Raw genomic sequence first — 21,444 nt, 5'->3', positions numbered from 1 at the left:
CCTGGGCCGGCGCTTGGATCCCAGGCTTTCGTCGCCGCCGTCATCAGAAGTCGGTGCTGCCACCGATGCCGTCGCCGGTGTTTTTGCCGGTGTTGTTGCCGGGCGGATCGGAATGATCGCCGCCATTGCCGCGCCAAGACGCCCGGCCGCCCTGCCCTGGCTTGGCGCCCCTTGGGATTGACGTCACAGGGGGCTTCGGGGCCTTCGCCTTCGGTGCGGGTATGCGGATCACCTTTACCTTTGTGATGATTTTCGGCGGGACCTTGCACGACGCGACTGCCACGGTCTTGCGCAAGGGAAGGCCCAGAAGGCTCATCGAATACATATCTTGTCGTTCCATGCCGGCTTTGAGGAAGGCCAGGGCGCGGGCCGGGTCGGCGGGCACGCCATTGCGGCCTTCCTTGAAGATCACCGCAAGGTCCTTCATGGCATCGATGTGCCCCATCGCCGCCGCCTGGAGCAGCAGGTCCAATCCCTTGCCGGAATCGCGCTGGACGCCGAGCCCATTGAACAAAGCGCGCCCCCAGGCGGCCATGGCGTAGGGGTCTCCCTTGTCGGATGCTTTCGAATAGAGGTCGTTCGCTTTCGCCGTATCGACAGCCGTTCCCATTCCGGACGAGGCGATGGAGCCGAGCGCGAACAGGGCGCGGATATGTCCTTTGTCCGCAGCTTGCTGGATCGCCTGCCTGGCTTCATCGATCGTGCCCGACGCCAGCAACGCCCGGCCCAGCTCGTAACGGAAGCGCGCAATGTCGGGGTAGGCCTTCACCGCCGCCTTGCAGGCCTCGACGGCTCCACCGCCGATCTCGTTCGGCAAGCGGCCTGGGACGACGCCCTGCAGGTCGAGCGGCTCGCCGGCGGCCTGGTCGCAGGGGTCGACGTTCGGCGACAGTGTCATCGTCGCCTGCTTCACGGCGTTGCCCACGCGGATCTGGAAGCCGACGTCGACGGGAGCGGCCGAACCGATCTGCGGCTCGTAGCGCAGATTGTCGACCTCGGCGGCCATCAGGCTCGATTGCGGCGACAGGACGCGATCCGGCAAGGAGAGCGTTCCGGTCGCCGGGTAGCTCGCAAGCTTGAGGCCGATCGAGGCATCCTTGGCCGGAAAGTCCAGTCTCAGCGGAACCGGGCCGACGCCGACCGGGACGCGGATGTCGCGATTTCCAATCGCTTCGGCGGCGGCGACGACCTGGATTCCGCGCTCCGCCGCCTGCTGGTTTTGCTCCTCATTGAGCGGCGGCAGCGCCGGTTGCCCGGCCCCGCGCATCAGCACGACATCGTCGATCAGCGAGGAGTTTTCCCACGGAACCTGCTTGCCGTCGGTAGCCTTGACCACGTCACGGCGGACGGCCGCCATGATCGAGCGTATCTCCTGGTTCGGCGCCAGCGCGCGGCGCGAGAAGGATGACGAGAACGGGCTTAGGTCGCCGGATCCGTCATAGGCAACCGCGCCCGGCTCGGTGGCAAAGGCAATCAGCGTGTTCTGCGAACCTGTTACCTGCGCCAGGCCGGTGCCACCGGCGACGATCAACTGGTCGCGCAGCCAGTAGTCCTTTCGCGGAAAAGGATTGTTGCGGCAGGCGTCGAGGATGACCACCTGGATCTTCGATTTCGAGCGCAGCTGCCGCAGTATGTCATTGACCTTGATGGCCTGGACTTCCATGTCGGCCGCATCCTTGAGCGACGCATCGACCGGAATCAGGAAGTTCTCGCCACCGATCTGAAAGCCGTGACCGGAATAGTAGACGACCGCGAGGTCGGCGCCATCCGCCGCCGCCAGATAGTTGCGGAACTGCTCTTCGAACTGAAGCTTGGTCAGGTCCTTGGCGGCGAACACCTGGAAGCCGGCCAGCCGGAATGTCTTCGACACGTCCTCGGCATCCTTGTCCGGGTTCTTGAGCGCCGGGATTTCGCGGTATTCGGAATTGCCGATGACAAGGGCAACCCTTCGATCGGCATGCGCCTCGAGTGTCGTGAGACCCATGAGGATCAAGGCCGCAAGGAGCACGCAGCGTCGCAGCATGGCAAATCCCCCATCCGTTTGATCTGGAGGCTTCAACAAGAACGATTGCACTGCGATGGTCTGTTAAAGAATTCACAGTTGATAGGCATGGGAAGTAAGACCTGCCTCAATGGCAGTATATTGATATTTAATAAATATCTGAACTAACGATCCCCTGGTGGTTGCACTATCTCTCAGGCGGCTTCGGCCAGAAATTCCGGGTTCTGCTTCACCAGCGCCAGCTTCAGCTTCTCCATGGCGCGGGCCTCGATCTGGCGGACGCGCTCCTTGGAGATGCCGAGCTGCTCGCCAAGCGATTCCAGCGTGGCGCCGTCATCGCTCAATCTGCGCTCCTCGATGATGCGAAGCTCGCGGGCGTTGAGCGCGCCGAGCGCGCTTTTCAGCCAGACGGCCCGACGCTGGACATCGATCCTTTCGCCGACGATCTCGTCGGGGAGCGGGTCTTCAGAGACCAGGAAATCCATCCGCTCGGCGGCGCCGTTCTCGTCGGCCAAAGGCGCGTTGAGCGAGCTGTCGGGAGAGGATAGGCGCGAATCCATCATCGCCACGTCGGCCTCCGGCACGCCGAGGGCAACCGAGACCTCGCGGTAGAGCGAGGCATTGGAGAGCGGCTCGGCGCCATTGGCGAGGCGGGCGCGCAAACGCCGCAAATTGAAGAACAGCGCCTTCTGCGCCGAACTGGTGCCGCCGCGCACGATCGACCAGTTGCGCAGGATGTAATCCTGCATCGAGGCGCGGATCCACCAGGTGGCGTAGGTCGAAAAGCGGACTTCGCGCGCGGGCTCGAAACGGGCCGCCGCCTCAAGCAGGCCGACATGGCCTTCCTGGATCAAATCGCCGAGCGGGAGGCCGTAGTGGCGGAATTTCGAAGCCATGGAGATGACCAGGCGCATATGGGCGACGGTGATCCTGTGCAGCGCGTGCTGGTCGTTCTCTTCCTTCCAGCGCAGGGCGAGGACATGTTCCTCGTCGCGCTCGAGATAGGGAGCCCTCATTGCCGCCCGGACCAGTGTCCGTCCTGCCGCGTCCTCGATCATGCCGGCTCCTTTTGGCGGTGGTTCGTTTATGGCGGTTGAAAAGACACCGCCGCGCCCTACAACAGCCATGCAACGTGTCAGGCGCATCGATGGTTCCGCCGCCCGAGGGGGCAATGTTGCCGGCGGGAACATTTTGTTATTCGCCCGGAAATGCCGCTTGGCGAATCGTCGCGTGATTTTGAGAATCAGATTTCTGGTAGAGCCGATATTTGAAATCTGGTTCCTTATTTCGCAGGCTTCTATCTGTCAGTTTCCGGCTCGCACAATCGAGCCGGGACACCGGTCAAAACGGGATCACAGAAAAATGAAATGGCTTACATCGCTGCTTATCGGCGCAACGCTGCAGGTTTTGGCGGTCACCGCCAGCCATGCCGGCGCCAATCTCGACCAGATCAAGCAGGCTGGCGTGCTCAAGGTCGGCACCGAAGGCACCTATGCGCCCTTCACCTATCATGACGAATCCAACGCGCTGGTCGGCTTCGACGTCGAGATCGCCAAGGCCATCGCCGACAAGCTCGGCGTCAAGGTGCAGTTCCTCGAAGGCAAGTGGGACGGCCTGATCGCCGGCCTCGACGCCAACCGCTACGACGCCGTCATCAACGAGGTCGGCATCACCGATGCCCGTAAGGCCAAGTATGATTTCTCCGATCCCTACATTGCCTCGAAGGCGGTGCTGATCGTGCGCGGCGACAACACCGACATCAAGACCTTCGCCGATCTCAAGGGCAAGAAGTCGGCGCAGTCGCTGACCTCGAATTTCGGCAAGCTCGCCGAGAAGAACGGCGCAGAACTGGTCGGCACCGACGGCTTCGACCAGTCGATCCAGCTTCTGCTCACCGGCCGCGCCGACGCCACCATCAACGACAGCCTGTCCTTCCTCGACTTCAAGAAGCACAAGCCGGACGCCAATGTGAAGATCGCCGCGCAGGAAGAGAACGCCGACTATTCCGGCGTCATCGTGCGCAAGGGCGATCCGGAACTGGTCGCGGCGATCAACAAGGCGCTGGCCGACATCAAGGCCGACGGCACCTACAAGAAGATCGCCGACAAGTATTTCGGCCAGGACGTTTCGAACTAAGGCAGTCGTCCTCTCGCTCGAAAACCGGCGGGCCGTCTTTGACGGTCCGCCATTTTTGCATGATATCGGGGCCGTCTTTGACGGTCCGCCATTTTTTGCATGATAGTCATTCCGTACGGGGGAAGGTGCCGCCGTATCCGGAAAGGAGAAGCGCTCCGTGCCGCACTGGCTGCAATTGATGCTGGAATCGTTGCCGACGCTGTTATGGGCGGCGCTGATCTTCACCGTGCCGCTGACGCTCTTGTCCTTCGCGCTGGGGCTCATCGCCGGACTGGTCACGGCGCTGATCAGGCTGTTCGGCCCGAAGCCGCTGGTCGCGCTGGTGCGCTTCTATGTCTGGATTTTTCGCGGCACGCCGCTGCTGGTGCAGCTCTTCCTGATCTTCTACGGACTGCCGTCGGTCGGCATCCTGCTCGACGCCTTTCCCGCCGCGCTGATCGGCTTCACGCTGAACATCGGCGCCTACACCTCGGAGATCATCCGCGCCGTCATCGGCTCGGTGCCGAAGGGGCAATGGGAGGCTTCCTATTCGATAGGCATGACCTGGAGCCAGGCGATGCGGCGCACGATCCTTCCGCAAGCAGGCCGCGTCGCGGTGCCGCCGCTCTCCAACACCTTCATCTCGCTGGTCAAGGACACGTCGCTGGCGGCCGCGATCACGGTGCCGGAGATGTTCCAGGCCGCGCAGCGCATCGTCGCCACCACCTACGAGCCGCTGATCCTCTATGTGGAGGCGGCGGCGCTCTATCTCGCGTTGAGCTCGGTGCTGTCGGCGTTGCAGGCGCGGCTGGAGGTGCGGCTCAACCGCTATGGCGGGTTCTTGGAGGCCAACGCATGATCGGCCTCACCAACATCGAAAAGCGCTTCGGCGACAATCTGGTGCTGAAAGGCGTCACCGTCAGCCTCGACGAGGGCAGCGTGACGGCGCTGGTCGGCCCTTCCGGCGGCGGCAAAAGCACGCTGCTGCGCTGCGTCAACCTCCTGGAGATCCCGACTTCCGGTTCCTTGCGCATCGGCGAGGAGACGATTGCATTCCATCCGGGCGGAAAGGTGTCGGCAAAGGACATCCAGCGCATCCGCCTGCAGACCGGCATGGTGTTCCAGAACTTTCAACTGTTCCCGCATCGCACGGCGATCGAGAACGTCATGGAAGGGCTGGTGACGGTGCTGAAATGGGCTGAGCCAAAGGCGCGCGAGCGGGCGATGGCGCTGCTCGAAAAGGTCGGCATGACGCACAAGGCCGATGCGTGGCCGGCGACGCTGTCAGGCGGCCAGCAGCAGCGCGTGGCGATCGCCCGGGCGCTGGCGCCATCGCCGCGCGTGCTGCTTTGCGACGAGCCGACCTCGGCGCTCGATCCGGAACTGGCGCAGGAAGTGGTGGATGTGCTCGCCCAGCTTGCGCGCGAGGGCACGACCATGGTGATGGCCACGCACGACCTGCGGCTCGCTTCCAAGATCGCGCAGGAAGTGGTGTTCCTCGATGCTGGTGTCGTCGTCGAGAAGGGCCCGGCTTCTGTGGTGTTCGATAGCCCCGAGCGCGAGCGGACCAAGCGCTTCATCGCGTCGCTGCGGCAGGAAGAGGCGCAGAAGGAAGGGGGCGGCTGAGGATGAGAAGCGCTGACTTTTGCAATATTGCTCGCAACAAAAAACCCGGCGCCAGGCCGGGTTTTTCGCATTCAGTCAGTACGAGAAATTCAGGCAGCTTCTTCCTGCTCGGCTTCCTCGTTGTCGGCCTTGGCGCCGCGCTTCGGACCCTTGTTGAGGTTGACCTCGATGAGGCGCACCGCCTCGGTCTCCGACATGCGGTTCACGGCGGCGATCTCGCGGGCCATGCGGTCGAGCGCGGCTTCATAGAGCTGACGCTCGGAATAAGACTGCTCCGGCTGGTTGTCGGCGCGATAGAGGTCACGCACCACTTCCGAGATCGAGATCAGGTCGCCGGAATTGATCTTGGCATCATATTCCTGGGCGCGGCGCGACCACATGGTGCGCTTGATGCGGGCGCGGCCCTGCACGACCTTCAGCGCACGCTCGACATAATCCTCTTCCGACAGCTTGCGCATGCCGATCGAGGTCGCCTTGGCGACCGGAACCTTAAGCCGCATCTTGTCCTTCTGGAAATCGATGACGAACAGTTCCAGCTTGTGACCCGCTACTTCCTGCTCATCGATGGCCACAATCTGGCCTACGCCATGCGCCGGGTAGACGATGAACTCGCCGGTCTTGAACCCGTGGCGGGCCGCGGTGGACTTCTTCTGCGGGGTGATCGTTGCCATTACGCCCTGAACTCCTTGTTGTAGCGCCGGCATGGCGGCGCCGGCTAAAATCGCGCGGTCGGGCTACCGACCGTTAGCCGCACAACAGATGAACCCACCGGAAAAAGCCGAGACGGCAAACCGCACGAATGCGACCGCCTGCCCCAGATTGCTCTGGTCCGGATTGAGAAGCTCACCTTTCAGTGATTTGGGGCGTTAGCGCCATAAATCGACGTCGTGTCACCGGCATGTTTGGTTGATGTAACACAAAAAGTCGGAAGAATCAAGGTTTTGCTGCATTCGCTAACGCCAAGCGGGGTCGCTGCCTGTCAAGACAGCGATTGTATCGGCCCCGTTACGTCGCGTCATGCCGGCGTTGCCGGCGCCTGCATCAATCGCCTTCGCCTGGCTCGGCCGAGAAATATTTCTCGAACTTCCCGGTCTCGCCGTCGAAGGTCTTGGCGTCCGCCGGCGGCTCTTTCTTGGCGGTGATATTGGGCCATTTGTCGGCGTATTCGGCGTTGACCTGCAACCATTTGTCGAGGCCGCCCTCAGTGTCCGGCTTGATCGCGTCGGCCGGGCATTCAGGCTCGCAGACGCCGCAGTCGATGCACTCGTCGGGATGGATGACGAGCATGTTCTCGCCTTCGTAGAAACAGTCGACCGGACAGACCTCGATGCAGTCCATGTATTTGCATTTGATGCAATTGTCGGTCACGACATAGGTCATTGCAGGCTCCGGGAAGTCCCTTTCTGCGGGGCTTTTGAAGGTGAGGTAACGCCTTTGACCCCTGCTTGCAAGGGCAGGACTTGCTGCATGAGCCGGCGTTGCGGAACAGAATTCCGGGTCGCCTGCCGCGACGTGGTCCGGTCGTCTCTTCAGTCGTCGCCAAGCAGCCGGTCGGTCTGCCGGCGCTCGCGCTTGGTCGGGCGGCCGCTGCCGGCCTCGCGCAGCGCCGGAATGGCGTCTGGAACGGCCTCGCCTTTGGGTGTCGGCGCCGGCGACATGTCTTCGTAAAGCAGGCGCGCCTCGTCAGCCGGGCCACGCCTCGTGCCGCAATTCAGCACTTTCCAGACCAGGATGCGGCGCTCCAGCGTGATGGTCAGCACGTCGCCGGGCTTGACCAGATCCGAGGCCTGCGCTGCTTTGTCGCGATTGATGCGGACGCGCCCGGCAACGACGACCTTTGCCGCCAAGGACCGCGATTTCACCGCGCGCGAGAAGAACAGCCATTTGTCGACGCGCTGGCGGCCTTCTCCAACCATCGGGGCTAGCTTTGTTGGAGCATGATCTTATCCGAAAACCGGTTCCCACTTTTCGGGATCATGCTCTAGCCTATTTCTTCAGCTGGTCGCGCAAGGCGGCGAGCTTGGCGAAGGGCGAATCCGGATCGAAGCGCTGCGGGCGTTCCTCGCGCGGCTTGCCCTGGAAGGCGGGCTTGCCGCCCGGAGCGCTGCCCTTGCCGTCCTGCCTGTTGCCCTTCCAGTCGGGCCGTCCGTCGCGGCGATCTGGGCGTTCGCCCTGCGGCCTGCCTTCGCGCCGTTCGCCGCCCTCGCGCCGGTCGCCCGTCTCCGGCCTCGGCTTGAACTTCGAGCGGTCGAAGCGCGGCTTGCCGGCGCCGTCGCGCTGCTCGCGGCGGCCTTCATTGGCCGGACGATCGCCCGGCTGGGCGCTTGCGGCACCTGCCTGGTCCTCGCGAGCGGGCTGGCCGCCGCGTGGGCGATTGTCGCGACGGTTGTCGTGACGGTGGCGCGGGCGCTGATGGTCGAAACGCGCCTGACGCCACAGAAGGACAGGCTTCGGCTCTTCAGCCTCGGCCGGGGTTTCGCCGGCGGCGGCTTCGCTTCCTTCACCCTCCCCCTCGTGGGGAGGGTCGGCCCGCAGCGCCGGAGCGAGGGGAGCGCCGTCGCCATCGGCACTACCCGCATCGTCGGCATCGTCACCCACGTCGCTTTGCGCCGCGACCTCCGCCATCGAGGGGGAGGTAGGAGCTTCGGCGGGTTCGGCCGATTCAAGCGCCGCTGCAGTATCCTCTGCAGGATGAGCATCCTCCACAGGATGAGCCTCTTGCGTGACCTCGGCCAGAGCGTCCGCCGGCTCTCCCGCGACAGGTTCCGCGGCCACTTCCGAGACGGCTTCCGCAGGAGCTTCGGCGGCGACAGCGGCAGCCGGCTCCGAACCTTCGACGGGAACTTCCGCAACCGCGTCCGTTGCCGCAGCTTCCGCGGCCTTGGCCTGCGCGGCGCGGGCCGCTTCTTCCGCGGCGAACTTCGCGGCGGCGGTCTCGCGGGCGGCGTCGTCCAGCGCGTCGAGCTTCGCCTTTATCTCGGCAGCCGGCTTTGCCTCGGAGCGGTAGCCGAGACCCTTGAGGATCTCTTCCATATCGTCGGCGGTGGCGCCGAGGATCGACATCATCGGCGGCGTCACCATGAAGGCGTGGCCGTCATAGGCGCCGTCCGGACGCTGGCCGAGGCCGGGCTTCCAATTGGTCGCCGGGCGGATGAGGTCGGCAAGCCGTTCCAGGATATCGACGCGCACCGCGCGACGGCCGAGATTGCGATAGCCGGCGAGCTTGTAGAAACTCTTGTCGAAGGCGGGGTCGATGACCACCGAGGTGCGGCCCGACGCCAGCGCGTGGACAACGTCACCGAAGCCGGGCTTGTCCTTGCCGTCGTTCTTCAGCGCCCAGAGCAGCGTCACCAGGCCGGCCGGCGCCGGCTTGATCAGCGCCGGCACGAAGACATGATAGGCGCCGAAACGCACGCCGAGGCGGCGCAGCGCAGCGCGGCCCTCCTGGTCGAGCGACTTCATCTCCTCCGCGATGTCGCGGCGGTTGATCAGGCCGAAATGCTCGACCAGTTGGAAGGCGATGCCGCGCGCGATGCCGGTAAGCTGGTCGGCATTCTTCAAATCGACCAGCGGCTTCAGCAGCGTTTCGATCTGGAAATTGACGAAACGTTCGGCGCGCGCGGCGACCTTTTCGCGGGCAGGGCCGGTCAGCTGCTCGTCGGCAAGCAGGACCAGGCGCGGCTTCAGCGCCTCGTCGCCGCCGACCAGCGTGCCGATTGGCGCGCCGATCCAGCGCAGGACGCCGTCGGAGCCCAAAGCAAGGTCGCCATTGGCGCAGGCGGCAAAGCGTTCGGCGCGCGCGTCGAACTCGGCCGCGAGCGCCTTCTGGGCGGCAGTGCGCACCGCCTTGGCATCCTCGCCGCCGGCGCTTTGGTCGGCGGTGAAGCGGAACCCCTGCAACTCGCCGACATGATGGCCTTCGACGAGGACGGTTCCGGTTGGGCTGATTTCGGCTTCAGGCATGGTATTTTCTCTAAGGCGCCGCATGAGGACGGAAGTCCTGCGGTCTACGAAGCGTTTCGTCAACCGCTCATGCAGCGCATCCGACAATCTGTCTTCGATTTCGCGCGTCTTTTCCTGCCAGTGTAGCTGATCGGCCAGCCAGCCGGGGCGGTTGGAGACGAAAGTCCAGGTGCGGATCTGCGCGATCCGGTGCGACAGCGTGTCGATATCGCCTTCCGTCGTGTCGGCGCGCCGCACCTGCTCGGCCATGTAATTCTCATCGACATGGCCATGGCGCGCAAGGTCCATATAGATAGAGGCGATGAGGTCGGCATGCTGGGCCGGCGCGATCTTGCGGTAGTCGGGCAAGGCACAGGCCTCCCAGAGCAGCGCGACGCGCTGCTTGCCGGAGGCGAGCGCGCGGATGTCGCCATCGCGCGACAGCTGCTCCAGCGCCTGGGCGTCGACAGCCGGCAGCGCGCGGGTCAGCCCCTCGACGGGCGCATTGGTCTCGATCGAGCGCTTCAGCGCATCGAGGCTGGAAAAATCGAAATCGGCGGTGCGCCATTGCAGCACCTTCACCGGATCGAACTCGTGCCCCTCGATCTTCCCGACCAGGTCCTCGTCGAGCGGATCGACCTGGCCGGTGACACCGAATGTGCCGTCGCGCAGATGCCTGCCGGCACGGCCGGCGATCTGGCCCAGCTCGGCCGCGGTCAGGTTGCGGTATTGATAGCCATCGAATTTGCGGTTCTGGGCGAAGGCGACATGGTCGAGGTCGAGGTTCAGCCCCATGCCGATGGCGTCGGTGGCGATGAGATAATCGACGTCGCCGGACTGGAACAGCGCCACCTGGGCGTTGCGGGTGCGCGGCGAGAGCGCGCCGAGCACGACGGCCGCGCCACCTTGCTGGCGGCGGATCAGCTCGGCTATGGCATAGACCTCGTCGGCGGAGAAAGCGACGATCGCCGTGCGCCGCGGCAGCCGGGTGAGCTTCTTGGAACCCGCATAGGCAAGATGCGACAGCCGTGGCCGCGTCACCACCGATACGCCCTTCAAGAGGCGCTGCAGGATGCCATGCATGGTGGCCGCGCCCAGCAGCAGCGTCTCCTGGCGGCCGCGCAGATGCAGGATGCGGTCGGTGAAGATGTGGCCGCGTTCGAGATCGCCGGCGAGCTGCACCTCGTCGATGGCGACGAAGGCGGCATCGGTCTCGCGCGGCATCGCTTCGACCGTGCACACCGAATATCTCGCGCCGGCCGGGACGATCTTCTCCTCGCCGGTGATCAGCGCCACCTTGTGGGCGCCCACTTTCTCGCAGACACGGGCATAGACCTCGCGGGCGAGCAGCCTGAGCGGCAGGCCGATGACGCCGGTCTCATGCGCGACCATGCGCTCGATGGCGAGGTGGGTCTTGCCGGTGTTGGTGGGGCCCAGCACGGCCGTCACGTCGCGGCCCGAAAGGATCAGTGGCTGGGAGTGTTTCGGCTGGATATTCATCGGCTCGGAAATGAGTTTTTCTGCCGCTTTTGGTCGGAGGCGCGGCGGCACTGCCGCGTGTGACAGCCGACACATAGGGATTTAGAGCGCCAAGCGAAAGCGGAATGTTCCTTCGGGGACAGACGAGCCCGATCGGGGAGGGTCAAAATCGGCTGTTGTTAACGGCTGGAACGAGTCTGGAACGAATCGGCGACGAATCACAGACTCGCGCGGATTCAGGTTTTGTTCACGGCTACATGTGGATTTTTTGACGGTGAGTCTCACCACATGCTGAATCATGGAACTGGCCCGATTCATGCTTCGGCCCTGCCGCGGGCGAGTCCCCGTTAACCTTTGCCGGCAAACGGTCGCGACCGGGACCGGCCGGCCTGGCAACATTATGAAACTATTGACTTTTCTTAATCGCTTTTAACGAATTCGGTGACGTTTGCGCCCTCCGCCGTTAACTTCCCGGCCAAAGCCAGAACGAATCGGCGACGAATCAGCGTTCTACCGATTTTCCCGTTTTGTTCACCCCTAGATATGGTGTTATCCACAGCTTGCCCACCGAGAATTCACAGCTTGTGAGTGGGTTTTGCACAGGCGTGGCCCGGGCTGTTAACCTTTGCGTGCCGAATTGGGGCAAGGTGTCGCGCCGACCTTGTCGGCGCTAGAGCAGACGGCTCTGGTCTTGGAGCCGCCTGCGGTCACAATCGGTGTCAGACGAAGTACTGGCCGCCATTGGCGCTGATGGTCGAGCCGGTGATGAAGCCGGCCTCGTCGGAAGCCAGGAAGACGACGCAGCGTGCAATCTCTTCCGGTTCGCCGAGGCGGCCGACCGGGATCTGCGGGATGATGCGCTCGTTGAGCACCTTCTCGTCGATCGCCTTGACCATTTCGGTGGCGATATAACCGGGGCAGATCACGTTGACGGTGATGCCGGCCCGGGCCCCCTCCTGCGCCAGCGCCTTGGAGAAGCCGATATCGCCGGCCTTGGCGGCGGAATAGTTGACCTGGCCGGCCTGGCCCTTCTGACCATTGATCGAGGAAATGGTGATGACGCGGCCGAACTTGCGGTCGCGCATGCCGCTCCACAGAGGATGCGTCATGTTGAAGACGCCGGAGAGGTTGGTGTCGATCACTTCCTTCCACTGCGCGGGCGTCATCTTGTGGAACATGGCGTCGCGGGTGATGCCTGCATTGTTGACCAGCACCGCGACCGGGCCGAGATCGGCCTCGATCTGCCTGATGCCGGCGGCGCAGGCTTCGTAGTCGGCGACGGACCATTTATAGACCGGGATGCCGGTCTCGGCCTTGAACTTAGCGGCCGCCTCGTCATTGCCGGCATAGTTTGCCGCGACCGAATAGCCGGCGGTCTTCAAGGCGACCGATATCGCGGCGCCGATGCCGCGCGATCCGCCGGTGACGATTGCTACTTTGCTCATGTGGTCCTCCCTTTAAAATCGTCTGAGCGAATAGGGAGTAGCGAATAGCGAGCAGGGATCCGATGTCCCGCCGTGCGACGCTTTTTCTTCCCTGTTCGCTACTCTCCCTATTCGCTATTCGCTGAGCTCACAGCGCCTCGACGCACATGGCGACGCCCATGCCGCCGCCGATGCACAGCGTGGCGAGGCCCTTCTTGGCGCCACGGCGGCGCATCTCGTAGACCAGCGTGTTGAAGACGCGGGCGCCGGAAGCGCCGATCGGATGGCCGATGGCAATAGCGCCGCCATTGACGTTGACGATCGAGGGATCCCAGCCCATGCCCTTGTTGACGGCGCAGGCCTGCGCGGCGAAGGCCTCGTTGGCCTCGACGAGATCGAGGTCCTTGACCGACCAGCCGGCTTTCTCCAGCGCCCGCTTCGAGGCGGGAATAGGTCCGGTGCCCATGATAGCCGGATCGACGCCGGCGGTCGCCCAAGAGGCGATGCGGACCAGGGGGGTAATGCCGCGCCGGGCCGCCTCGGCTTCGGTCATCAGCACCGCGCCGGCGGCGCCGTCATTGATGCCGGAGGCGTTGGCGGCGGTGACCGTGCCGTCCTTGTCGAAAGCGGGTTTCAGCTTGGTCATTGCGTCAAGCGTCGCGCCATGGCGGATATATTCGTCCTGGTCGACGACGGTGTCGCCCTTCCTGCCCTTGATGGTGAAGGCAACGATCTCGTCCCTGAACTTGCCGGCTTTCTGAGCGGCCTCGGCCTTGTTCTGCGAGGCGAGCGCGAACTCGTCCTGGTCCTCGCGCGTGATCTGGAACTGGCGGGCGACGTTCTCGGCAGTGTTGCCCATATGGTAGCCGTTGAAGGCGTCCCACAGGCCATCCTTGATCATGGTGTCGATCATCTTGTAATCGCCCATCTTGACGCCGGCGCGCAGGTGCTCTGCATGCGGCGACATCGACATCGACTCCTGGCCGCCGGCGATGATCACCTTGGCGTCGCCGGTGGCGATCTGCTGCATGCCGAGCGCGATGGCGCGCAGGCCGGAGCCGCAAACCTGGTTGAGGCTCCAGGCCGTTGTTTCCTTCGGTAGGCCGGCATTGATCGAAGCCTGGCGGGCCGGGTTCTGGCCTTGCGCGGCGGTCAGCACCTGGCCGAGGATGACTTCGTCGACTTCCGCAGCCTCGACGTCGGAGCGCGCGAGCAATTCCTTGATGACGACGGCGCCGAGCTCATGCGCCGGCGTGGTGGCGAAGCTGCCGTTGAACGATCCGACCGCGGTGCGGGCGGCGCTGGCGACGACGATTGAATTGGAAGCGGACATTTTCTTCTCCAGACTTCGAGTGTCGTATTTTCGGGATCGCTTTAGGACTTTCTTGCCCGTTCGAAACCTCAAGTCAAACCGGAAATGGGCATGGCCGCCATGCGCGGCAAGCAGAGCGCGCACCGGTTGCGGTAACATGACGTTGACCGCGCAGCGGTTTTTGCCGTGGCTGTGCAGCATTAATTGATGCCGCAGTGCACAAACCGCTTGGAATTGTGACGCTTTTGCGCGTATCCTCGATAAAGGGCGCAATCGTTACCGGCCACTTGCTCCTAGAGGTGCCGGTGTCCTGGGGAGGATACGGATGGCCGCAAAAGACGACCCGATCGTCATTAAGAAGTATGCCAATCGCCGGCTCTACAATACCGGCACAAGCACTTATGTGACACTCGAGGACTTGGCCGAGATGGTCAAGAAGGGTGAGGAGTTCACGGTCCAGGACGCAAAGACCGGCGACGACATCACGCATCCGGTGCTGACGCAGATCATCTTCGAGTTGGAGAACAAGGATGGGCAGAACATGCTGCCGATCCCGTTCCTGCGCCAGCTCATCTCGTTCTACGGCGATCAGATGCAGATGATCGTGCCGAGCTTCCTCGAACAGTCGATGATCGCCTTCTCCAAGGAGCAGGAGCGGTTCCGCGAGCAGCTGAAAGGCGCCTTCGGCAAGACGCCGATCGACTTGATGAAGACGCCGATAAAGGCGCTCGAGGAACAGACGCGCCGCAATGTCGAGCTGTTCCAGAACGCCATGCGCATGTTCACGCCGTTCCCGCCCGCCGGCGGCAATTCCGCGGCGCCGGCCGAGCCGCCGAAGAAGGAAGAGAAATCCGACGATCTGCAGGAATTGAAGGCGCAGATCGCCGCGATGCAACGCAAGCTGGACACGATGTCCTGACGGGTGCGCCGATATTCAGGTGAGGCCGGCCTGCGAACGACGGCTTCCTGCGCTTCCGGTGCTCACGTACTTTAAGTACGCTCCGCTCCGGTTCTCGGAAGCCATCGTTCTCGACTCGGCCTGACCTGAATCTCGACACACCCTATCGCATTCACCGTAAGGCGAAGCGCTAAGCAGTTCACCCTTATGGCATCCATCGGCCGCCACTAAGTCCCGACCGGCCCATCATAGCGGGCGCGCGGTCTGATCGGCCTGTTGCTGGTCACCTGCTCGATGGCATGCGCCGTCCAGCCGGCGCTGCGGCCGAGCGCGAACAGGCGGAACGGCGCATCGGCGGGCAGGCGCAGGCTGCGTGTCATCGCGGCCAGGGCGAAATCTACATTCGCATGCATGCCGGTCGCGGCAAGGACGGCGTCTCGCAGACGCAACAGCCCATCATCGATTTCGAGATCGCGAAGAAGGGCTTGCCCGCGCGGATCGCCTTCCGGATAGAGCGGGTGGCCGAAGCCTGGCAGCGGCCGGTCGTGGGCGAGCCAGCGCGCGACCGCCTCGTCCGCCCCCAACCGTTCGGCATCCTCGACGAGGTTCAGGGCAGCCGCGCCGGCACCGCCGTGGCGCGGACCGGTGAGCGTGGCGAGGCCCGCGAGCAGGCAGGCGGCGATCGGCGCGCCGGTGGAGGCGGCAACGCGGGCCGCAAACGTCGAGGCATTGAGCTCGTGATCGGCGAGCAGAACCAGCGTCCTGCGGATGAGATCGGCGCCGGCCGCATCGACGGACCAGCCCTGCGCCAGCCTTGCATGCACAGGTTCGGATCCCGGCGTCGCGCCGAGCGCCGTGGCCAGCGCGCTGGTGGCGGAGGCGCCGTCCTGCTGCAGCATGGCTGGCCTGCGGCCGAGAGAGGGCCGGCCTTCAGCAGCGAGCGCCGAGAGCCTGGCAAAGGCCGTCGGGGCGCCGCTTTGCCGAACTGCTGAAGGGGTCAGCGAAGCGAACGACACCGGGGCGTTCGACGCCCACAACAGTGCGGCCGTTTCCTCGAGCGTCGCAGCAGAAGAAAACGCCACCGCATCCTTGCCGCGATAGACGAGGCGACCATGCTGCACGGTCGAGATGGCGGTGGTGATTGACGGCTCGCCCCAGGCGATGGCGCTTTCGGCGATCGCCTGCGGGCTCCTACCGCGCGCCCGGCGGGTGGCGAGCGCGGTTATGTCGTCGGCGCGGTATTGGCTGCGACGCGGGTCGGCTCCGTCCGGCCGCATGCCGATGCGTCCGCGGCTGACATAGGCATAGAGCGTCTGTGGCCGGACATTGAGCCTCGCCAGCGCCTCCTCCCGCGTCAGCCATTCCGTCATTTGCTGCCTTACATTGATTATATTGATCAAGATTGATGCGCCGATTGCGCAGCATTAATTTCGTTGCGCGAAAGGTCAAGGAGACAAGTCATGGCAAACGGGCTCGATGATGTTGTGGCGGCGGACACGGTGCTTTCCGATGTCGACGGGGCGGGCGGGCGTCTCACCATCCGAGGCCGTTCATTGACGGAACTCGCCGGCCGTTGGCGCTACGGCCAGGTGGTCCGGCTGCTGTTAGACGGCTTCTTCGATGACCTTCCAAGCGATGCCGAACTGGAGCAGGCGATCGGCAGGGCGCGCGTCGAAGTGTTCGACCGCGTGCGGCCAATGCTCACCCAGCTTGCGCCGCTCGACATCTACAGCGGCATGCGAGCCGGCATGGCCATCTTGCCGGACGGCGACGAGCTTGCAGATGCTTTGCGCCTGATCGCGGCGCCGGCGGTGCTGACGCCGGCGCTGCTGCGCCTTGGCCGGGGCGAGACGCCGATCGGTCCCGACGAAAAGGCCGATCATGCCGGCGACATGCTGCGGATGCTCACCGGCAGCGCGTCGCCGTCGCTTGCCAGGGCGCTGGACAGCTATCTGGTGACGGTCTGCGACCATGGGCTCAATGCCTCGACCTTCGCGACCCGCGTGGTGGCGTCGACACAAGCCGGACTGACCTCCGCGATCCTGGCCGGGCTCGGCGCGCTGAAAGGCCCGCTGCATGGCGGCGCGCCGGGGCCGGTGATCGAGATGCTGGACGCCATCGAATCCAGCGGCGATGCCACCGCTTGGCTCAGCAACGAGATCGCACATGGCAGGCGCATCATGGGTTTCGGCCATCGCATCTACCGTGTGCGCGATCCGCGCGCCGACGCGCTGAAAGCGGTCGTGCGGCAGCTCGGTTCCCGCAGCGGAACAAGTAGCCGGCAAATGGGCAGCCGGCTCGCCTTTGCCGAGACGGTGGAGCAGGCGGCGCTCGACGTGCTCAAGGCCGCCAAGCCGCAGCGCTCGATCCAGACCAATGTCGAGTTCTACACCGCGCTTCTCCTGGAAGCGGTGGGCTTCCCGAAAGAGGCATTCTCCAACGTCTTTGCCGCCGGCCGCGTCGCCGGCTGGATCGCGCATGCGCGCGAGCAGCAGGCGACCGGGCGGCTGATCAGGCCGCAGTCGCGCTATGTCGGGCCGGTGCCGGACCTAGTAGCCTGAGCTTGGTTCCTCGCCCACTCCGTGGGTCGAGGAAAGAGTTCCCTCATGACCGAAATTTCACCCGATCACGCTTGTGTGTTCGTGTTCTTGCCTTGGTTCGCCCTTATATGCTGCACTGCAACATAAGCAGGCGGAAGCTGCCCCACGCGATGACGCAAGGGCAGGCCGGCGCATTGAGACAAGGACAACGCCATGGCGAAGAACGGCAAGGCGGAGGAAAAGAAGAAGATCAACGTCGCCCTCCAGGGCGGTGGCTCGCATGGCGCCTTTTCCTGGGGCGTGCTCGACCGGCTGCTTGAGGATGGGCGGCTGGAGATCGCGGCGGTGTCCGGCACCAGCGCCGGCGCGATGAACGCGGTGGCGCTGGCCGATGGCTTTGTCCGAGGCGGAGTGGAGGGCGCGCGAAAAAAACTCGACGATTTCTGGCGGGCGGTGGCATCGAAGGGCCGTTTCAGCCCGGTGCAGCGCATGCCGTGGGACGTGGCCTGGGGCAATTGGTCGATCGAGAACACGCCCGGCTACGTCTTCTTCGACACGATGTCGCGGGTGTTCTCGCCCTATGTTGCCAATCCGCTCGGTCTCAACCCTTTGCGCGATGTGGTCGAAAAGGAGATCGACTTCGACAATGTGCGCGCCTGCAAGTCGATGGAACTGTTCATCTCGGCGACCAATGTCGAAACCGGACAGCTACGGGTCTTTTCCGATGGCGAGATCGACCTCGACACGGTGATGGCCTCGGCCTGTCTGCCGCAGTTGTTCCAGGCGGTCGAGATCAAGGGCGTGCCCTATTGGGACGGCGGCTATGGCGGCAATCCGGCACTTTTTCCTTTCTTCAAGACGGCGGCGACCGAAGACGTGCTTCTGGTGCAGATCAATCCCGTGGTGCGCGAAGGCACGCCGAAAAGCGCCAACGAGATCCAGAACCGCATCGACGAGATCACCTTCAACGCCGGTCTGCTGCGCGAATTCCGCTCGATCGCCTTCGTCAAGGAACTGATCGCGGCCGGCCGCCTGCCGCATGGCGAATATCGTGACATCCGCATGCACCGCATCGATGCGGACGAGGCCTTCAAGGACCTTTCGGCGTCATCCAAGGTCAACGCCGAATGGGCTTTTATCGCCTATCTGCGCGACCTCGGCCGCAGCGCTGCCAGCGACTGGCTGGAAGAAAATTACGATGCCGTCGGCCAGCGGGCTACGCTCGATCTTTCGGGCGAGCTCGACGACGGCTTCAAGCCGTTGCGGGGTCCCGCGCCGGGGCGTCGCGTCAAGGAATTCCTGGCCGCACGCATCAAGCCGGAGTCCGCGCGGCGCCGCGCCTGATTGCCGTCGTCAGCCGTAGAGACCGACATCGGGCTGGACTGCGGCCGGTCCGTTCCTTGCGAACGGAAGATAAAGGCCGCGTTCCCGCCGCGCTATTTCAGGGGCAGGAAGAGCTCGATGATGATTTCGGGTGTCGAGAGTTCCGGAAGGAAGGACAGCCGTCGCTGGCAATAGATCGGAAAGTCGCGTGCTTCCTCACCGCTGGCCGGAAGCCATTCACGATAAAGGTAAAGCGCGGCTGGCTCCAGATTGTTGGTGTTGCCGGGGTAGCGCAGCACGGCGCAGCGCCCACCGGGGATCACACCGGCCTTCATCTGCTTGTCGTCCGCCGCGATCGGCTGGTCGGTGCCAACGCAAATGTCCATGCTGTAGTCGGCTGCGACGGCGGGACATCTCTCGGAACGGAAGATGTTGAAGGTCGGGCTTGTTTCGGGCGACAGGCCGGCTGCTTTGCGCCAGGCGATGAACCGCTGGATGGTGTCGCCGAGCGTCGCCCGATCCCCCCGATGTTCCATGATCGCCACAGGGGTGGGCGGCACTTCGCGGATCGTTACGTCGTCATGGGTGAAAATTATTTGCATGAGCTTTCTCCTGGCGTTGTCGAGAGGCCCGAAGGCCATCAGCCACGACCCCCAGTCGGGTGATCTCCGGAACGAGGAAGGCGATTGCCCGCACCGTTGACGAAAGGCGCGGGCGAAGGCATCCGGTGCGTCGTAACCAGCATCCATCGCTATATCCGTGACGCTTTCGGCGTCCGCGTGGCCCAGCCGGAATGAAGCGCGCTTCATGCGGGCGAGCTGGATATAGCGATGCACGGACAGCCCGAAAGTCGCCGTGAACTGCCGGTGGAAATGATATTTCGAATAGGCTGCGACGCTGCTCAGCGCGTCCAGGTCCAGATCGTTGTCCAGGTGCCGGTCTATGTGATCCAGCACCCGCTGCATCCGGGCATGGTGGTTTTGAACCGCCGCCTTCATCGTTCCATTCTCCGTGGCAGCACCAGCTAAGCTGCGCGGACATGAGGCGCTCGACCGATCTTGCGGTTTTTGTCACGAGCCGCACCGTCGCCAAGGATCGTTTATGCACGCCCAATCGATGTATGAACGGCGAAAAGGGCCGTTTGCGGACTGGTGGCGTTCCCATGTCGATGACGGGTGCCAAACGGCATATTTGAGGCGTTTGGATCGGGGGCAACTACCGGAGCCTTCCCCAGCGGAACCGTGGCAATGCTGGATTCGGTTGTTCGAGCGATGTAACTTACCTGAACGTAAACGGGAGGTCGCGATGCTGCAGACCAGACAGAACGCTCTCGGGGTCACGTTTGAAGCGCAGTGCAGGGCCTTCGAGAAGGAGCCGTTCCCGACGCTGGAAGTCCGGAAGGACCGGCTGAACCGCCTGCTGGCGCTCACCGAGAAGCACGAGGCCGAGATCTGCGCGGTGATCGACAGCGATTTTTCCGCCCGCTCGGCTGAGGAAACGCGGCTTGCCGAATTGTTCGTCGTGCGCGCCGGCATCAGGCATGCGCTGTCGCATCTCAGCGGCTGGATGCGCGAGCGACGCGTCGCCACCAGCCTGCCGTTCCTGCCCGGCCGCAACCGCCTGTTGCCGCAACCGCTCGGCGTCGTCGGCATCGTCTCGCCCTGGAACTATCCTTTCCAGCTCGCCATCGCGCCGGCAACCGCGGCTTTGGCCGCCGGCAACCGCGTGATGCTGAAGCCATCGGAGCTGACGCCGAAGTTTTCCGATTTGCTCGCCAGCCTTGTCGAGACATATTTCGCCGCCGACGAGGTCAGCGTGATGGTCGGCGACGCGGAACTCGGCAAGGCGTTCGTGTCCTTGCCGTTCGATCATCTCCTGTTCACCGGCTCGACCGCCGTCGGCCGCCAGGTTGCGCTGGCCGCCGCCGCCAACCTGACACCGGTGACGCTCGAGCTCGGCGGCAAGTCGCCGGCGATCTTCGATCCGTCCTGCGATCTCGACGCGGCGGTCGCCAGCGTCGCCTATGGCAAGTTGCTCAATGCCGGCCAGACCTGCATCGCGCCGGACTATCTCATGGTTCCGCGAGGCCAGGGCGGAGCGATCGCGGCCAAGCTCGCGGCGGCAATCGCGAAGCTCTATCCGCGCCTCGCCGACAATCGCGACTATACGGCCATCGTCAGCGAGCGGCATCATCGGCGCCTCAGCGACATGGTCGCCGAGGCGCGCGACAGCGGCGCCGACGTCACCGAGGTCAATCCGGCGAATGAGAGGCTCGGCGTCACCGACCGCAAGATGGCGCCCGTGCTGGTCCGCAATGCCGGGGAGAATCTGCGGCTGATGCGTGAGGAGATTTTCGGGCCGGTGCTGCCGATCGTCGAATATGGCACGGTGGACGAGGCCATCGACCATGTGAACCGGGGCGAGCATCCGCTGGCGCTCTACTGGTTCGGCAGCGCCGTCGCCAATCGCAAACGGGTCTTGCAGGAAACCGCGGCCGGAGGGGTTACGGTCAATGATTGCATGATGCATCTGGTACAGGAGCGGCAGCCCTTCGGCGGGGTCGGCGACAGCGGCATGGGCGCCTATCACGGCGAGTGGGGGTTTCGCACCTTCAGCAAGGAAAAGCCGATCTTCATCCAGTCGAAGCTCAGCGCCGGCGGCCTGCTGCGCCCGCCCTATGGCAGAACATTCGAGCGTATATTCCGGTTGCTGAACCTCATCACTTGACAGCTTCAGCCCGAGAATGACGGGGCGAGGCTGCGCTCCAATCGGGCAATTGCCGC

The 21,444-nt window shown here is 64.0% G+C and carries 17 protein-coding genes; 7 read left to right on the top strand and 10 right to left on the bottom strand.

The features are described from left to right. Positions 1-43: 43 nt before the first annotated feature. A complete protein-coding gene (locus YU3_RS36455) occupies positions 44-2,023 on the bottom strand; it encodes a caspase family protein (protein ID WP_051333930.1) in 1,980 nt (659 codons plus the stop codon). Positions 2,024-2,196: 173 nt separating this feature from the next. Beyond that, on the bottom strand, positions 2,197-3,060 hold the full coding sequence (locus YU3_RS0113180; protein WP_027166693.1) for an RNA polymerase factor sigma-32: 864 nt from the start codon (positions 3,058-3,060) through the stop codon (positions 2,197-2,199). Between the two features lie 304 nt (positions 3,061-3,364). Here YU3_RS0113180 and YU3_RS0113175 point away from each other — a divergent pair, with 304 nt between their 5' ends. The 3 genes from YU3_RS0113175 (at position 3,365) to YU3_RS0113165 (ending at position 5,743) form a co-directional block, all read left to right on the top strand. After that, positions 3,365-4,138 carry an amino acid ABC transporter substrate-binding protein gene (locus YU3_RS0113175; protein ID WP_027166692.1) on the top strand — a complete coding sequence of 258 codons (774 nt, stop codon included), beginning with the start codon at positions 3,365-3,367 and terminating at the stop codon, positions 4,136-4,138. Between the two features lie 157 nt (positions 4,139-4,295). Continuing rightward, complete coding sequence (locus tag YU3_RS0113170) at positions 4,296-4,976, top strand: ABC transporter permease subunit (protein WP_027166691.1); 681 nt, start codon at positions 4,296-4,298, stop codon at positions 4,974-4,976. After that, positions 4,973-5,743: an amino acid ABC transporter ATP-binding protein gene (locus YU3_RS0113165; RefSeq protein WP_027166690.1), complete on the top strand. Its 771-nt coding sequence runs from the start codon at positions 4,973-4,975 to the stop codon at positions 5,741-5,743. The genes YU3_RS0113170 and YU3_RS0113165 overlap by 4 nt, the downstream gene beginning before the upstream one ends. Before the next feature lie 89 nt (positions 5,744-5,832). Here YU3_RS0113165 and YU3_RS0113160 read toward each other — a convergent pair whose 3' ends face one another. The 6 genes from YU3_RS0113160 to YU3_RS0113135 all read right to left on the bottom strand — a co-directional run bounded on the left by YU3_RS0113160 (position 5,833) and on the right by YU3_RS0113135 (position 13,921). Beyond that, complete coding sequence (locus YU3_RS0113160) at positions 5,833-6,414, bottom strand: CarD family transcriptional regulator (protein ID WP_027166689.1); 582 nt, start codon at positions 6,412-6,414, stop codon at positions 5,833-5,835. A gap of 370 nt (positions 6,415-6,784) precedes the next feature. Then, positions 6,785-7,123: a ferredoxin FdxA gene (gene fdxA, locus YU3_RS0113155; protein ID WP_027166688.1), complete on the bottom strand. Its 339-nt coding sequence runs from the start codon at positions 7,121-7,123 to the stop codon at positions 6,785-6,787. A gap of 149 nt (positions 7,124-7,272) precedes the next feature. Continuing rightward, entirely contained in the window at positions 7,273-7,659 is a 387-nt protein-coding gene (locus YU3_RS0113150; protein WP_027166687.1) for an RNA-binding S4 domain-containing protein, read from the bottom strand. 70 nt (positions 7,660-7,729) lie between these two features. Then, positions 7,730-11,185, bottom strand: a complete 3,456-nt coding sequence (locus YU3_RS0113145) for a helicase-related protein (protein ID WP_027166686.1) — start codon at positions 11,183-11,185, stop codon at positions 7,730-7,732. A 698-nt stretch (positions 11,186-11,883) separates the two neighbouring features. Then, a complete protein-coding gene (gene phbB / locus YU3_RS0113140) occupies positions 11,884-12,609 on the bottom strand; it encodes an acetoacetyl-CoA reductase (protein ID WP_027166685.1) in 726 nt (241 codons plus the stop codon). 127 nt (positions 12,610-12,736) lie between these two features. After that, positions 12,737-13,921 carry an acetyl-CoA C-acetyltransferase gene (locus YU3_RS0113135; RefSeq protein WP_027166684.1) on the bottom strand — a complete coding sequence of 395 codons (1,185 nt, stop codon included), beginning with the start codon at positions 13,919-13,921 and terminating at the stop codon, positions 12,737-12,739. Between the two features lie 304 nt (positions 13,922-14,225). Here YU3_RS0113135 and phaR point away from each other — a divergent pair, with 304 nt between their 5' ends. After that, positions 14,226-14,819 (top strand): polyhydroxyalkanoate synthesis repressor PhaR, encoded by a 594-nt coding sequence (gene phaR / locus YU3_RS0113130; protein WP_027166683.1) that lies wholly within the window; start codon positions 14,226-14,228, stop codon positions 14,817-14,819. 206 nt (positions 14,820-15,025) lie between these two features. On the opposite strand, the gene YU3_RS0113125 is transcribed toward phaR, so the two are convergent. Next, positions 15,026-16,168: a citrate synthase gene (locus YU3_RS0113125; protein ID WP_027166682.1), complete on the bottom strand. Its 1,143-nt coding sequence runs from the start codon at positions 16,166-16,168 to the stop codon at positions 15,026-15,028. A gap of 90 nt (positions 16,169-16,258) precedes the next feature. Between YU3_RS0113125 and YU3_RS0113120 the strand changes: the two genes are divergently transcribed. Together YU3_RS0113120 and YU3_RS0113115 are read left to right on the top strand one after the other, a co-directional pair. After that, on the top strand, positions 16,259-17,359 hold the full coding sequence (locus YU3_RS0113120; protein WP_027166681.1) for a citrate synthase/methylcitrate synthase: 1,101 nt from the start codon (positions 16,259-16,261) through the stop codon (positions 17,357-17,359). 192 nt (positions 17,360-17,551) lie between these two features. Next, positions 17,552-18,682 (top strand): patatin-like phospholipase family protein, encoded by a 1,131-nt coding sequence (locus YU3_RS0113115; protein WP_027166680.1) that lies wholly within the window; start codon positions 17,552-17,554, stop codon positions 18,680-18,682. 92 nt (positions 18,683-18,774) lie between these two features. Here the strand turns inward: YU3_RS0113115 and YU3_RS0113110 are convergent, their stop codons facing one another. Further along, positions 18,775-19,659 (bottom strand): AraC family transcriptional regulator, encoded by an 885-nt coding sequence (locus tag YU3_RS0113110; RefSeq protein ID WP_027166679.1) that lies wholly within the window; start codon positions 19,657-19,659, stop codon positions 18,775-18,777. A 307-nt stretch (positions 19,660-19,966) separates the two neighbouring features. Here YU3_RS0113110 and YU3_RS0113105 point away from each other — a divergent pair, with 307 nt between their 5' ends. After that, a complete protein-coding gene (locus tag YU3_RS0113105) occupies positions 19,967-21,388 on the top strand; it encodes a coniferyl aldehyde dehydrogenase (protein ID WP_027166678.1) in 1,422 nt (473 codons plus the stop codon). The last annotated feature ends 56 nt before the right edge of the window (positions 21,389-21,444 follow it).

This window comes from Mesorhizobium sp. WSM3224, assembly GCF_000427725.1.
In the GTDB taxonomy this organism is placed as follows: Bacteria; Pseudomonadota; Alphaproteobacteria; order Rhizobiales; family Rhizobiaceae; genus Mesorhizobium.
Note: the sequence above shows the minus strand (reverse complement) of the source record. Positions and strands in the feature narration are given on the sequence as shown.

Bases quoted from the DNA above. Each gene is read 5' to 3' on its own strand.
- YU3_RS0113110 (WP_027166679.1), bottom strand. From the start codon at position 19,659: ATGAAGGCGGCGGTTCAAAACCACCATGCCCGGATGCAGCGGGTGCTG.
- YU3_RS0113160 (WP_027166689.1), bottom strand. From the start codon at position 6,414: ATGGCAACGATCACCCCGCAGAAGAAGTCCACCGCGGCCCGCCACGGG.
- YU3_RS0113135 (WP_027166684.1), bottom strand. From the start codon at position 13,921: ATGTCCGCTTCCAATTCAATCGTCGTCGCCAGCGCCGCCCGCACCGCG.
- fdxA (WP_027166688.1), bottom strand. From the start codon at position 7,123: ATGACCTATGTCGTGACCGACAATTGCATCAAATGCAAATACATGGAC.
- YU3_RS0113165 (WP_027166690.1), top strand. From the start codon at position 4,973: ATGATCGGCCTCACCAACATCGAAAAGCGCTTCGGCGACAATCTGGTG.
- YU3_RS0113115 (WP_027166680.1), top strand. From the start codon at position 17,552: ATGGCGAAGAACGGCAAGGCGGAGGAAAAGAAGAAGATCAACGTCGCC.
- YU3_RS0113145 (WP_027166686.1), bottom strand. From the start codon at position 11,185: ATGAATATCCAGCCGAAACACTCCCAGCCACTGATCCTTTCGGGCCGC.
- YU3_RS0113125 (WP_027166682.1), bottom strand. From the start codon at position 16,168: ATGACGGAATGGCTGACGCGGGAGGAGGCGCTGGCGAGGCTCAATGTC.
- YU3_RS36455 (WP_051333930.1), bottom strand. From the start codon at position 2,023: ATGCTGCGACGCTGCGTGCTCCTTGCGGCCTTGATCCTCATGGGTCTC.
- YU3_RS0113105 (WP_027166678.1), top strand. From the start codon at position 19,967: ATGCTGCAGACCAGACAGAACGCTCTCGGGGTCACGTTTGAAGCGCAG.
- YU3_RS0113120 (WP_027166681.1), top strand. From the start codon at position 16,259: ATGGCAAACGGGCTCGATGATGTTGTGGCGGCGGACACGGTGCTTTCC.
- YU3_RS0113180 (WP_027166693.1), bottom strand. From the start codon at position 3,060: ATGATCGAGGACGCGGCAGGACGGACACTGGTCCGGGCGGCAATGAGG.
- YU3_RS0113175 (WP_027166692.1), top strand. From the start codon at position 3,365: ATGAAATGGCTTACATCGCTGCTTATCGGCGCAACGCTGCAGGTTTTG.
- phaR (WP_027166683.1), top strand. From the start codon at position 14,226: ATGGCCGCAAAAGACGACCCGATCGTCATTAAGAAGTATGCCAATCGC.
- YU3_RS0113150 (WP_027166687.1), bottom strand. From the start codon at position 7,659: ATGGTTGGAGAAGGCCGCCAGCGCGTCGACAAATGGCTGTTCTTCTCG.
- phbB (WP_027166685.1), bottom strand. From the start codon at position 12,609: ATGAGCAAAGTAGCAATCGTCACCGGCGGATCGCGCGGCATCGGCGCC.